This window comes from Streptomyces sp. NPDC033174 (assembly GCF_055577795.1).
Window position 1 is genome coordinate 383,419 of sequence record NZ_JBVIPQ010000007.1, and the last position, 11,896, is coordinate 395,314.

General features: G+C 72.1%; 14 protein-coding genes. 3 read left to right on the forward strand and 11 right to left on the reverse strand.

The genetic code is table 11. The features are described 5' to 3' along the window. Positions 1-40: 40 nt before the first annotated feature. The 5 genes from ACZ5VC_RS23730 to ACZ5VC_RS23750 form a co-directional block, all read right to left on the reverse strand. The gene (locus tag ACZ5VC_RS23730; RefSeq protein ID WP_469122033.1) at positions 41-1,024 is read right to left on the reverse strand and encodes an NAD(P)-dependent alcohol dehydrogenase; all 984 of its coding nucleotides are present in this window, start codon (positions 1,022-1,024) and stop codon (positions 41-43) included. Beyond that, positions 1,021-1,254, reverse strand: coding sequence for a helix-turn-helix transcriptional regulator (locus ACZ5VC_RS23735; protein ID WP_469122034.1), 234 nt, complete (start codon positions 1,252-1,254; stop codon positions 1,021-1,023). Before ACZ5VC_RS23735 ends, ACZ5VC_RS23730 begins: the two co-directional genes overlap by 4 nt. After that, on the reverse strand, positions 1,248-1,676 hold the full coding sequence (locus ACZ5VC_RS23740; protein WP_469122035.1) for a hypothetical protein: 429 nt from the start codon (positions 1,674-1,676) through the stop codon (positions 1,248-1,250). The genes ACZ5VC_RS23735 and ACZ5VC_RS23740 overlap by 7 nt, the downstream gene beginning before the upstream one ends. A gap of 112 nt (positions 1,677-1,788) precedes the next feature. Beyond that, a complete protein-coding gene (locus tag ACZ5VC_RS23745) occupies positions 1,789-4,512 on the reverse strand; it encodes a SpoIIE family protein phosphatase (RefSeq protein WP_469122036.1) in 2,724 nt (907 codons plus the stop codon). Positions 4,513-4,595: 83 nt separating this feature from the next. Next, positions 4,596-5,933 carry a helix-turn-helix domain-containing protein gene (locus ACZ5VC_RS23750; protein ID WP_469122037.1) on the reverse strand — a complete coding sequence of 446 codons (1,338 nt, stop codon included), beginning with the start codon at positions 5,931-5,933 and terminating at the stop codon, positions 4,596-4,598. 139 nt (positions 5,934-6,072) lie between these two features. Here ACZ5VC_RS23750 and ACZ5VC_RS23755 point away from each other — a divergent pair, with 139 nt between their 5' ends. Together ACZ5VC_RS23755 and ACZ5VC_RS23760 are read left to right on the forward strand one after the other, a co-directional pair. After that, positions 6,073-7,425, forward strand: coding sequence for a M64 family metallopeptidase (locus ACZ5VC_RS23755; RefSeq protein ID WP_469122038.1), 1,353 nt, complete (start codon positions 6,073-6,075; stop codon positions 7,423-7,425). A 66-nt stretch (positions 7,426-7,491) separates the two neighbouring features. Beyond that, the gene (locus ACZ5VC_RS23760) at positions 7,492-8,217 is read left to right on the forward strand and encodes a DUF72 domain-containing protein (protein ID WP_469122039.1); all 726 of its coding nucleotides are present in this window, start codon (positions 7,492-7,494) and stop codon (positions 8,215-8,217) included. Between the two features lie 94 nt (positions 8,218-8,311). Here the strand turns inward: ACZ5VC_RS23760 and ACZ5VC_RS23765 are convergent, their stop codons facing one another. From ACZ5VC_RS23765 to ACZ5VC_RS23775, 3 genes are all read right to left on the reverse strand, one after another. Further along, complete coding sequence (locus ACZ5VC_RS23765) at positions 8,312-8,710, reverse strand: DUF2267 domain-containing protein (RefSeq protein WP_468709887.1); 399 nt, start codon at positions 8,708-8,710, stop codon at positions 8,312-8,314. 59 nt (positions 8,711-8,769) lie between these two features. After that, positions 8,770-9,159, reverse strand: coding sequence for a DUF2267 domain-containing protein (locus ACZ5VC_RS23770; protein ID WP_469122138.1), 390 nt, complete (start codon positions 9,157-9,159; stop codon positions 8,770-8,772). Between the two features lie 100 nt (positions 9,160-9,259). Beyond that, positions 9,260-9,694 carry an Hsp20/alpha crystallin family protein gene (locus ACZ5VC_RS23775; RefSeq protein WP_469122040.1) on the reverse strand — a complete coding sequence of 145 codons (435 nt, stop codon included), beginning with the start codon at positions 9,692-9,694 and terminating at the stop codon, positions 9,260-9,262. A gap of 217 nt (positions 9,695-9,911) precedes the next feature. Between ACZ5VC_RS23775 and ACZ5VC_RS23780 the strand changes: the two genes are divergently transcribed. Next, the gene (locus ACZ5VC_RS23780) at positions 9,912-10,559 is read left to right on the forward strand and encodes a type III effector protein (RefSeq protein WP_469122139.1); all 648 of its coding nucleotides are present in this window, start codon (positions 9,912-9,914) and stop codon (positions 10,557-10,559) included. A 144-nt stretch (positions 10,560-10,703) separates the two neighbouring features. Here ACZ5VC_RS23780 and ACZ5VC_RS23785 read toward each other — a convergent pair whose 3' ends face one another. The 3 genes from ACZ5VC_RS23785 to ACZ5VC_RS23795 are packed head-to-tail and all read right to left on the reverse strand — an operon-like array spanning position 10,704 to position 11,838. Next, the gene (locus ACZ5VC_RS23785) at positions 10,704-10,970 is read right to left on the reverse strand and encodes a DUF4235 domain-containing protein (RefSeq protein ID WP_469122041.1); all 267 of its coding nucleotides are present in this window, start codon (positions 10,968-10,970) and stop codon (positions 10,704-10,706) included. Then, positions 10,967-11,422 carry a DUF3618 domain-containing protein gene (locus ACZ5VC_RS23790; RefSeq protein ID WP_469122042.1) on the reverse strand — a complete coding sequence of 152 codons (456 nt, stop codon included), beginning with the start codon at positions 11,420-11,422 and terminating at the stop codon, positions 10,967-10,969. The genes ACZ5VC_RS23785 and ACZ5VC_RS23790 overlap by 4 nt, the downstream gene beginning before the upstream one ends. Continuing rightward, positions 11,419-11,838: a phage holin family protein gene (locus tag ACZ5VC_RS23795; RefSeq protein WP_469122043.1), complete on the reverse strand. Its 420-nt coding sequence runs from the start codon at positions 11,836-11,838 to the stop codon at positions 11,419-11,421. The genes ACZ5VC_RS23790 and ACZ5VC_RS23795 overlap by 4 nt, the downstream gene beginning before the upstream one ends. Positions 11,839-11,896 lie beyond the last annotated feature (58 nt).

The following is an 11,896-nucleotide window of genomic DNA, read 5'->3' on the forward strand; positions in this document are numbered from 1 at the left end:
ATCCTACCCAACACGAGCTCCCCGTTCCCCCGCCCTCGCTTCACCGGTCGGGGAGCACGCGGACCACGAACTTGCCGCGCGCTTCGCCGTTCCTGAGGTGGCGGATCGCGTCGGGAGCGTCGGCGAGCGGGTACGTCCTGTCGACGACAGGGGTCACCGAGCCGGCCTCGATGAGTTCACTGAGGAAAAGGAGGTCCTTGTGGCGTTCCACCGCGGCGAGCCCGCGGAGCCGCTGGCCGACGAACGGCGACAGGAGGAGTCCGCGCAGCGCCCGGTCGAAGCCGCCGACCCAGTCGCCGCCGCCCTCGCCGCCGACGATGACGAGGGTTCCGCGCGGGGTGAGGGCGCGGCGCAGCCGGGAGAGGGGCCGGTTGCCGCCGGCGTCGAGGACGAGGTCGAACCGGCGGGTGCCGTCGGTCGGGTCCTCGCGGGTGTAGTCGAGTACCTCGTCGGCGCCGATGGAGCGGACCAGGTCCACCTTGGCGGTACTGCAGACGCCCGTGACATGGGCGCCGAGGGCCTTGGCCAGCTGCACGGCGAACGTGCCGACGCCTCCCGAGGCGCCGAGGACGAGGACGGTCTGCCCCGCCCGCAGCCGTCCCGCGTCGCGCACCGCCTGCAGGGCGGTGCACCCCGACACCGGTACGGCGGCGGCCTGTTCGAAGTCGAGGCCGGCCGGCTTGGGTGCGAGCCGGTCCTCCTTGGCGCACGCGTACTCCGCGAACGAGCCGTCGCAGCCGCCGAACACCTCGTCGCCCGGCCGGAAACGGGTGACGCCGGGGCCGACCGCCTCGACGCGTCCGGCGACGTCCAGGCCCCGGACGCGGGTCTTCGGCGCCCGCAGGCCGAAGCCCATGCCGCGGATCAGGTAGGGCAGGCCGGCCGTGAGGTGCCAGACCCCCGGGTCGACGCCCGCCGCGTGGACCCGCACGAGCACTTCGCCCTTGCCGGGCACCGGCTTCGCGGTCTCTTCGAGACGCAGCACCGAGGGCGGTCCGTACCTGTCGTGGACGATGGCCTTCATGAGGCGTCTCCCTCGGAATCGGGGTACTGGAACACATCGTCGAGCGGGACGGAGAACACCCGGGCGATCTGGAAGGCCATCTCCAACGAGGGGGAGTAGCGGCCCCGTTCGATGGCGATGACGGTCTGCCGGGTCACGCCGATACGGCGGGCGAGCTCTGCCTGGGTCATCTCGCCGTGGGCGAAGCGGAGGGCCCGGATCGCGTTGGTGACCCTGGTCGGCCTCACCACGGGTGGAAGCCCAGCCGGTAGGCGACGATCTTCGCGACGGCCCCGAGGACCGCCGACAGGACGAAAGCCAGGTAGATCACGTTGGCGATCCAGAACTGGTCGGTGTCGGCCATCGCGAGCGCGAGCCCGGCCACGCCGCCGACCACCACGAGCGACTGCCCGATGTGCTCGCCGAAGCGGTGGATCTCCCGGTCGCGCTGGTCCTTGACGGTGGCGTCCCGGGGCGAGAAGGAGGACACCACGATGTGGAGCACGATCGAGGCGATGATCGCGGAGATCACCGACCACAGCAGCGCGGACACGTAGGGGGCCTCGGCGAGGGGCACATCCCCGGGCCGCCCCAGGACGACGGCCAGATAGACCGCGTACGACGCGACGCTGACCAGGACCAGGATCCAGGCACGTTTCTCTTCGACTGCCACGCCGACTCCCCATGTAAAGAAAACTTGACACTCCGAAGTGTCAAGCAGTTCCGACCTCGTGTCAAGCTTTCTTTACATGGGGGTGGGAGGCGTACCGTCCGACGGCGGCCCGTCAGAACGTGTCGACGTCGCTGTCGAGGTCCACGTCGAGGAAGTTCGGCAGGGCCGCCTCCCCGCCGCCCGACCCGCCGGGCAGTGACTGCTCGGCCCAGATGACCTTGCCCTCCGGGGTGTACCGCGTGCCCCACCGCTGGCAGATCTGGGCCACCAGGAAGAGCCCGCGCCCACCCTCGTCCGTCGTGGCGGCGTAGCGCAGGTGCGGTGCGGTGCTGCTCGCGTCGGACACCTCGCACGTCAGGGTGCGGTCGCGCAGGAGGCGTACCCGGACCGGTGCCGAGCCGTGCCGTATGGCGTTGGTGATCAGCTCACTGAGGACCAGCTCCGTGCCGAATTCGAGCTCCGACAGTCCCCACTCGGTGAGCTTCTCGCCGATGACGGCCCGCATGGCGCTCACGGCGCTCGGCTCGAACGGCACCGCCCACTCGGCGACGTTCTCCGGGCCGAGAGCGCGGGTCCGTGCGATGAGCAGGGCCACGTCGTCGCGCGGACGGGCCGGCAGCAGTACCTCGAGAATCGCCCGGCAGCTCTCCTGCGGATCCCGGTCGGGATGGCTCAAGGCCGTGCGGAGCAGCTCCAGGCCCTCGTCGATGTCGCGGGTGCGGCCCTCGATCAGTCCGTCGGTGTAGAAGACCAGCTGGCTGCCCTCGGGCAGGGTCAGCTCCACCGTCTCGAACGGCATGCCGCCCAGGCCCAGCGGCGGACCGGCCGGCACGTCGGGGACGTCCACCGTGCCGTCGGGCCGGACCACCATCGGCGGCGGGTGGCCCGCACGCGCGATGGCGCAGTTCTGCGACACCGGGTCGTAGACCGCGTAGAGGCAGGTGGCGCCCAGCATGCCGCCCTCGTGGTCGTCCGGTTCGCCGTTGTTGTCGATGCGCCGGACCAGGTCGTCGAGACGGGCGAGCAGCTCGTCGGGAGGAAGGTCGAGGGAGGAGAAGTTGTGGACGGCGGTGCGCAGCCGGCCCATGGTCGCCGCGGCGTGCAGCCCGTGGCCGACGACGTCGCCGACGACGAGCGCGACGCGGCTGCCCGACAGTGGGATCACGTCGAACCAGTCGCCGCCCACGCCGGACTGCGCGGGAAGGTAGTAGTGCGCCACCTCCACGGCGCTCTGCTCGGGCAGCCCGCGCGGCAGCAGACTGCGCTGGAGGGTGACCGCCAGGGCGTGCTCGCGCGTGTAGCGCCGGGCGTTGTCGATGCTGACGGCCGCCCGCGCGACCAGCTCCTCGGCCAGGGAGAGGTCGTCGTCGTCGAAGGGCTCCGGTTTCCGGCAGCGCCAGAAGTTGACCAACCCGAGGATGACGCCGCGCGCCTTGAGGGGCGCGGTGATGAGGGAGTGGATGCCGTAGTCGATGATGCTCTGCGCCCGGGGCGGATCCTGGGCGTACCACCCGGGCGCGTCCGACAGGTCGGGTACGAGTTCCGCCCGCCCGGTGCCGAGCCCCCGGGCCTGCGGAGTGGAGGGCAGGAAGTCGATCAGTTTGCCGCGCGGATAGAGCGGCTGGTCGTCGCTGATGCCGCTGACCGCGGTACGCCGCATGTCGGCACTGTTGCCTGTGGGCTCGTCGCCGTGCAGCACCTCGTCCGCCAGGTCGACGGTCACGAAGTCCGAGAAACGGGGGACGGCGACGTCAGCCAGCTCCTCGGCCGTCCGGACCACGTCGAGCGTGGTGCCGATGCCCACACCCGCGTCGTACAGCAGCTTCAGCCGTCGGCGGGCCGCCTCGGCGCGGGTCGTCAGGACACGCATCTCCGTGGAGTCGCGGATGGTGACCGCGGCGCCCTCGGGCTGGCCGCGTGGCTTCGCCGGCCGCTGGTTCACGACCAGGAGCCGGTCCCCGGCCGCGAGGACCTCGTCCGTGGCGATCCTGCCGGACAGCAGGAGGTCGGCCATGCGCGGGTCGAGGCCGGTCAGCTTCCGGACGTACTGTCCGTCGGCGTCGGCGGGCAGGTCCAGCAGCCGTTTCGCCTCGTCGTTCGCGAGCAGCAGCCGGCCCTCCCCGTCGGTGATCAGCACGCCCTCGCGGACGGCGTGCAGAACCGCGTCGTGGTGTTCGTACATCCGGGTCATCTCGAGCGGCCCGAGCCCGTGGGTCTGCCGCCGCAGCCGTCTGGTGATCAGGGCGGTGCCGACGGTGGCCAGGGCCAGTGCGGCGGCGCTGACCCCGAGGATGACCGGGAGCTGCCGGTTGACCACGCCGGTGACGTTCTTGACCGTGAGGCCGGCCGAGACCAGGGCGACGACCCGGCCGTCGGCCGAGGTGACCGGCACGATGGCCTGGATCTCCTGGCCGAGGGGCCCCTTCACGCTCTCCGTGTGCACCCGGCCCGCCAGGGAGGGCTCGATCGTGCCCACGAACCGTTTGCCGATGCGGTCCGGCTGGGGGTGCGTGTAGCGGATGCCCTGGGTGTCCATCACCACGATGAAGTCGACGCCCGCCTGTTTTCGCGTCTCCTCCGTGAGCGGCTGGAGGATCTTCGACGGGTCGGGAGTCCTCAGCGCCGCCTGGAGCCCGAGCGAGTGGGCGAAGGTCTCCGCCACCGCCACCGAGCGGGTGCGGGCCTCACGGTCCACGTCGTGCCGCGACTGGAGCACCAGGGCGAGCACGGCACCGGCGGCGAGCAGCACCACGACCGCCACCTGGAGGATGAACACCTGCCCGGCGACGCTCCGCGGGCGCTTCCCGCTCAGTGACCGCACCAACGTGCCCGGCACGGGTTGCGACGATCGACCACGTGTCCTTTGTAACACTGAACTGATCCTTCGGACACGCCCGAGTCCGCCCGTGGCCGCCCCGGCTACCGCTGCGGGAAGGGCGCCGCCGGGGCCGGGCCCAGGGTCGTCGTGCCCGGAGCGGCCCGGTGGCCCAGGCCCGTGCGGTAGACGTCCAGAGCGGCCTCGGTGCGGCCGGAACGGCGCAGCAGGTCGCCGAGGAGGCGGCACAGGTCGGCCAGGTCACCGCTGGCGCCGCTGCGCTCCAGCAGAGCCAGGGCCAGGACGTAGTGCTCCTCGGCCGTCTCCGGCTCCTCCCGCTCCTCGGCGATCATCCCGAGGAGCCGGTGCGCTCCGGCCGCGTGCACCGCGCCGTGCCGGTCGCCGAGCTCCAGGAGGGCCGAGAGCAGACCGGCCGCCTCGTCGTGCCGCCCGAGCCGCCGCAGGACATCGGCCAGCTCCACCTCCACCTGGGCGGTGTAGAGCAGCGCGCGCTTGGCGGTCAGCATCTCCCGGGCGGTACGCAGTTCCTCCTCGGCGAGCGCGAGGTCGCCGTTCTGCGCGTGTACGTAACCGCGCATCCAGTGGCAGTGGGCGAGGTCGGTGCGCAATCTGAGCTGCCGGTAGATCGCCTGGGCCTTAGCCAGGGAGGCGTCGGCGTCGGCGGTGCGCCCTTCGGCGAGGAAGGTACGGGCCACCTGCCGGTGCATGGCCGCCACCAGCGCCGGGTCGTCCACCCGCGGCGCCAGGGCGAGGGCGAGCTCGGCGGCGTGGGCGGCGCGGGCGTGCGCGCCCATGTCGATGTAGGGGCCGATGACCGCGGCGTACAGCAGGACCAGCGCCTCGGGGTCCGCCAGACCGCTCGCGCCGAGCTCGTCGATGGTGGACTCGAGGAGGTAGCAGGCGTAGCGCAGCTCCCCGGCGAGGAGGTGGGCGACCGCGCGGCCCCGGACCGCGCGGGCGCGGCGGGGCAGCGGTTCGCCCGCGAGGAGCCGCTCGGCCGCCTCGAAATGCCGTCGGGCGTCGGCGAGTTCACCGGTCTCCAGCGCGCAGTCGCCCAGCCCCAGCAGCGCCTCGGCCTGCTCGGGGGCCATCCCCAGGTGCTCCGCGTCGGTGAGCAGACGGCGGTAGTGCACGGCGGCCTCGTCGGCGGCGCCGGTGGCCAGTTCCCGCTGGGCGTCGGTGAGTGCCAGCCGTAGCTCGGTGGCCAGATGGGCGGGGCGTCCGGTGGCCAGTTCCTCGTACGAGGTCCCGAGCCGCTCGGCGAGGAAGCGCAGCGCGGTCTCGGAGGGGCGGACCTTGCCGGACTCCAGGGTCGACACATAGGCGGCGGTGTACGAGGGTTCTGCCAACTGCCGCTGGGTCAGGCCGCGTTGCCCGCGCAGCCGCTGCACCCGGCGGCCGATCTCGACCGGTTCGTCCATGAGAACCCCCTGGTAGCTCGAACTCCCCAGTATTCAGGGGCAGTAGGCATTGCGCACGTCCTGTGCCGCCGCCTAGTTTAAGCAGCTGGTTCACTCCGTTTACTCATTCACTTAACTTCCTTGTCGGGGAGGGGATTCCATGCGCGCAGCTCTGCGCAGAGCCATGGCGGCGGCCGGTGTGACCGCCGCCGTCGCGGCCGTTCTGACCGCCGTACCCGCCACCGCGGCCGGCGACCCGGCGGCGCCCACCAGGGCCGGTGCCGAGGTCGAGATACCCGGGCCGGAACACGGCACGGTCGCCGGATCCGGCCATCGGCACGTACCGCCCCAGGGCCTGGACCGGCCCCAGTCGCGGCTCTCGGCGTCCGAGGCGGCCGCCGACGGCGCGGTCACCAAGCTGCTGGACAACGGCCCCACGGCCGACCGGCTCGACATCGTCGTCATCGGGGACGGCTACACCGCCGCCGAGCTGGACGCGTTCCACACCGACGCCAAGGAGAAGTGGGCCGAGCTGGCGGCGGTCGAGCCGTACAGCACCTACCAGAAGCTCTTCAACGTGTGGACCGTCGACGCCGTGTCGAACCAGTCCGGCGTCTCGGGCGATCCCGACCCGGGCACGGTCCGCGACACGGCCGTCGGTTCCTACTTCTGGTGCGAGGACATCGAGCGGCTGCTCTGCGTCGACCAGGACAAGGTCGACGGGTATGTGGCGAAGGCCCCCGAGGCCGACCTGGTGATCGTCCTCGCCAACAGCGCCAAGTACGGCGGCGCAGGCTACAACGAGCCCAGCGCGACCCTCGGCTACGACGGCATCTCCACCGCCTCGGCCGGCAACGCCAAGTCCGGCCAGGTCGCCATCCACGAGACCGGCCACTCCCTGGGCAAGCTCGCCGACGAGTACTTCTATCCCGGCTACCCGGGCTACGAGCAGTACACGGGACCCGAGCCCGCCGACTCCAACATCTCCACCCTGACCGCCCGGGACATGGCAGCCGGGCGCGCCAAGTGGTACCGCTGGCTCGGCGAGAAGTCGCCCGACGGCGGCACGGTCGGCGCGTACGAAGGCGGCGGCTACTACGTCGCCGGGCTGAACCGGCCCACCGACAACTCGCTGATGCGCGTTCTCGGCAAGCCGTTCAACCTGCCCGGTGTGGAAGCGATGATCGGCGGCTTCTACCGGCACGCGAAAATCGCCACCGCGCTCACCCCCACCGATCGCACCCTGCGGCCGCGGGACTCGGCGCGCGTCGCCGTCCCCACGTTCACAGGGCCGGAACCCCGGCGTCCGTCCGTTCGCTGGTACCTCGACGGCAAGGAACTGAAGCACCTGCGCGGCCACATCAAGGTGCGGGTGTCCGAGCTGGGCGGGAGGCTGCTCGACCGGCGCGCCCACAAGCTCTCGGTCACCGCCCAGGACCGCACCCCCGCCGTACGGGACCCGCGGACCGCCGCGACGATGAAGTCCACCGTGACCTGGAAGGTGCGCCTCTGACCCTGCTGGGGGAGCGCGGCCGGCACCGGCATGCGCCGGTTCCCGGCCGCGCGCATGATGGGTGCCATGCCCGTGCTCGTGGGAACGTCCGGATGGCAGTACCGGGACTGGGCAGGGATCTTCTACCCTCCCGACCGGCCCCAGCGGCTGTGGCTCGAGGAGTACACCCGGCACTTCACCACGGTGGAGAACAACAACGCCTTCTACCGGCTGCCCAGCCCGGAGACGTTCGCGAACTGGCGTGAGCGCACCCCCGCCGGGTTCGTCATGGCGGTGAAGGCCAGCCGGTATCTGACCCACATCAAGCGGCTCCGGGAACCGCGGGAGCCGGTCCACCGGCTCATGACGCACAGCGCCGGGCTCGGCGACCGCCTGGGCCCGGTCCTCCTGCAACTCCCGCCCACCCTGCGCGCGGACGCCTCCGCCCTCGACGCCTGTCTCGCGTGTTTCCCCCGGGGGACACGGGTGGCGGTCGAGCTCCGGCACGACTCGTGGTGGACGGACGAGGTGCGCGCCGTCCTGACCGAGCGCGGAGCCACGCTGTGCTGGGCCGACCGGGGATCGCGCCCGGTGACACCGCTGTGGCGCACCGCCGACTGGGGCTATGTCCGCTTCCACGAGGGCCGCGCACGCCCCTGGCCCCGCTACGGGAGAACCGCGCTGCGGTCATGGGCGGCGCGGATCGCCGACACCTGGCCGAAGGACGCGGACGTCTACGCCTACTTCAACAACGATCCCGGTGGGGCGGCGGTCCTCGACGCCGTGGTGTTCGAGCGGCTCGTCGCGGGATGAGCCCCGCGGGCGGCCGGGTCGGCGACCGGTCCGGCGCGGCGGGCGGGGGACAGGCCCGCCGGGCCGCCCGCGCGGGGACGGGCTGTGGCGGCGCTCAGGCGGCCGGGGCGAGTTCCGCCTGGCCGAACAGCAGGGCGTAGCCGCGCGGGAGTCCGGCGAGGATCCGGTCGGTGAGGTCGTCCCCCGCACATGCGCCGACCGCCGCGAGGACCGTGCCGGTGGCCCACCGTGCGGCGGGCAGGGTGAACGGTTCCAGCAGGGCGGCGACGGCCTCGACGAAGGCGGGCGCGGCCAGCGGCTCGGTGAAGGGGATCTGCGCGGCGAGGAGCCGGCCGGCCCGCAGGGGCAGGGCCGCGGCGAGTTCACAGCGCTCCTCGCCGGTGACGTGACCGCCCAGTACGGTCAGCACGGCGCGCAGGACGCGCTCCGCCTCCGCGTCGGTGTCGTACCGGCCCGAGGTCCGCACCTGCTGGACGAGTTCGTGCCACTGCACAGTTCGTTTCCTTCCTTCTCTGGCGTTGTCTCGCGCGCCGTCACCCCGGCGGCGCGGGTTCAGGTCGGCCGGGGGCGGCCGAAGAGCAGGTCGTAGCCCACGGGAAGTTGGAGCAGTACGCGTTCCATGAGGTCGTCGCCGGCGGCGTCGGCGACCACGCTCAGGACGGCGCTGGTGTCCCAGGTGGCTGTCTCCTCGGTGGCTCCGTCGATCCAGGCCGCGGTGGCGCGGACGAATCGTTCGGGGGCCAGGGGTTCGGCCGCCTGGAGGGGATTGAGCAGGATCAGGGCGAAGGTCTCCGGCAACCGGGCGGCCAGCTCGGTTCTCACCTCGCCCACCAGATGCGCGCCCAGGAGCGCGAGGACCACCCGGGCCGCGCGCTCGGCTTCCTGCTGTGAGTCGTATTCGCCGCGTTCCCGGACCTGGTCCAGGAACGCGTCCCACCTCATGTGCACCACCGCTGCCCCCTGTCGGGTCCGGCGCGGAGGGCGGGTCCGGGAAGGGGAGTCCGGCTTCCCGCCCTCCGTCGCTTGGTGCGTGCTTCTGTCGTCAGCCGCTGATCTGCCTGGGCGACGACTCCCCGCCGATGGCGATCTTGCGGGGCTTGGCACGCTCGGCGATCGGGATACGCAGGGTCAGGACCCCCGCGTCGTAGTCCGCCTTGATGCTCTCCGTGTCGAGGGTGTCGGCCAGCATGATCTGGCGGGAGAACACGCCCAGCGGACGCTCCGAGAGCTCCATCTGAACATTCTCCGCCTTCGGCGACGGTCGCCGCTCGGCCTTGACGGTCAGCATGTTCCGCTCGACGTCGATGTCGATCGCGTCCGTCGACACACCCGGCAGATCGAAGGCGATGACGTACTCGTCGCCCTCGCGATACGCGTCCATCGCCATCGCGGACGGTCGCGACCAGGTGCCGGACGAGCCCAGGAACTGCTGGGTGAGCCGGTCGAGTTCGCGGAAGGGGTCGGTGCGCATCAACATTGCGAAACACCTCCAGTTGGTTCAGGCAGTACCTGCCAATGCGCTTCACCTGCCTCCCGTTGTAACATGTCATCCAAACGATGACAAGTCTGATGTCGTCGAAAGGATGACAAGCAAACGAAGGAGTCGCACCGTGGCCGAAGCAGCCCCGCCCCCCTCGGACGCGGGCACCACCGCCCTTACGAAAAGCGCAGCTCAGGCGGGCCCCCCGCATCCCGTGAGCCCCGCTTCCTTCGTCGCCGCGGCGGCGGCGCTGGACGCCATCGACGAGGCCGTACGGGAAGCCGGCGCCGCCCCGGCCGACGCGGGACACGACGGTGGACCCACCGGGCCCGAGCAGGCCCTGTCGGCTCTCCTTCTGCTGCGCGAAGTGCGCCACCGGCTCGCCGGATGGGAGTCGGGCCTCATCGAAGCGGCCCGCGACGCCGGCGCCAGCTGGGCCGACCTCGCCCAGCCGCTCGGAGTGACCAGCCGCCAGGCGGCCGAACGCCGCTATCTGCGACTGCGGCCCGGGGCCGCCGGCACCACCGGCGAACAGCGGGTCCAGGCCACCCGCGACCGCCGCGCCGCCGACCGTACCGTCAGCGCCTGGGCCCGGGGGAACGCCGCCGAACTGCGCCAGCTCGCCGGCCAGATCACGGCTCTCACCGACCTTCCGCCCCACGCCGACGCCCCCATAGGGCACCTCGCGCGCGCCCTCGCCGAGGACGACGCCGCCAAGCTCGTCCGGCCCCTGGCCGACACGCGTCGGCACCTGGAGGACGCGCACCCCGACCTCGCGGCCCGCGTGGACGGCATCACCAGCCACACGGACCGCATCCGCCAGGACACCAACGAACAGCGGAGCGCCGGAAACGGCGAGTGAGCCGAAGTGGGGGTGCGCCCGGCCGAAGGCCAGGGGGAACACTCACGGCGCCCCGGAGGCGAACCGGGCCGGAGACCGGCACAGCCGAGCGCCCCGCCGCCCTGGCTTCCAGGGCGGCGGGGCGTGGGTCGGGGGATCGGGGGGTCAGTCGGGCCAGGTGCCCGTCAGGCGCCGCGTGGCCACGGCCCCGCCGCGGTCGACCGCCGCCTTGACGACGGCGAAGATGGCGCCCTGCAGCGCCGACGCCAGCAGGACCTCCTGCCAGGTGCGGTGCTCGTCGGTGGAGTCCGGAGCGTCGTCCTCGTGGCCGAGGATCTTCCACGCCTGCTTGAAGGCCGCTCCGGCGATGAGGCCACTCACCATGCCGAGCGTCATCCCGACGGGCTTGTAGGCGAGTGCGGCCGCTTTCACCGGCTCCTCCTCGTACGGCGGACCTTGATCACGGCCAGGACCGTGACGGCGGCCGCGGCGAGGAAGGGCACCGGACGGCGCCGCACGAAGCCGACGGCCTGCCGGGTCCTGTCCCTGACCGGCTCTGGAGTCCGGTGCGCCACGGCGTCCGCCGCGATCGCGGCCCGGCGCGGGATCTCGGTCCTGGCGACGGCGACCTTCTCCCTCACCGGCTCGGGGGCCCGCTCCTTGACCTGGTGGGCCACGTCGGCCGCCTTGTGCTGCGCCTGTGTGGCGGCCGCCCTGGCCGAGGCCGTGAGCGCGGCTGCCTTCTGTTTGGCCTGTTCCTTCACGTCGGCCTTCTCGGCCAGTGCCTCGACGGTCCGGCCGAGCTCCTTACGGGTGGCCTCCACCTGCTCGCGCAGTTCGTCGGGCGTGGGGTTGTCGCCGTCATAGGGGGATGAGGTGCTCATCGGTGGGCCTTCTCCTTGATCTCGGCGACGTCCGCCTTGACGCTGTCGATCGTCCGCGTCGGTGTCGGGGGCGCCGCCTGATGGACCTTCTTCTTGCCGGTCAGGGCGAGAACACCGGCGACGGCGAGCAGTACGCCGAAGACGATCAGGGCCGACCCCCACACCGGCAGAACGAGCGCGAGCCCGGCGATCGCGGCGGCCACCAGCGCCTGCAGGGCCAGGAAGGCCACCACTCCGGCGCCGCCGAACAGGCCTCCGCCCATGCCGAACCGTTTGCCCTTCTCGGTCATCTCGGCCCGTGCCAGCTGGAGTTCCTCGCGTACGAGCTCCGAGAGCTGCCGCGACGCACGGTTCACCAGCTCGCCCATCGTGGCCTCGGTACTGCTCGGCGGAGGGTGGTGGTCGGTGGAGTGCATGACGTTCACCTGCCTTTCCCTTCGGTTGCGTTTCCCGTCGGTGTCCGCGGCTCAGGGA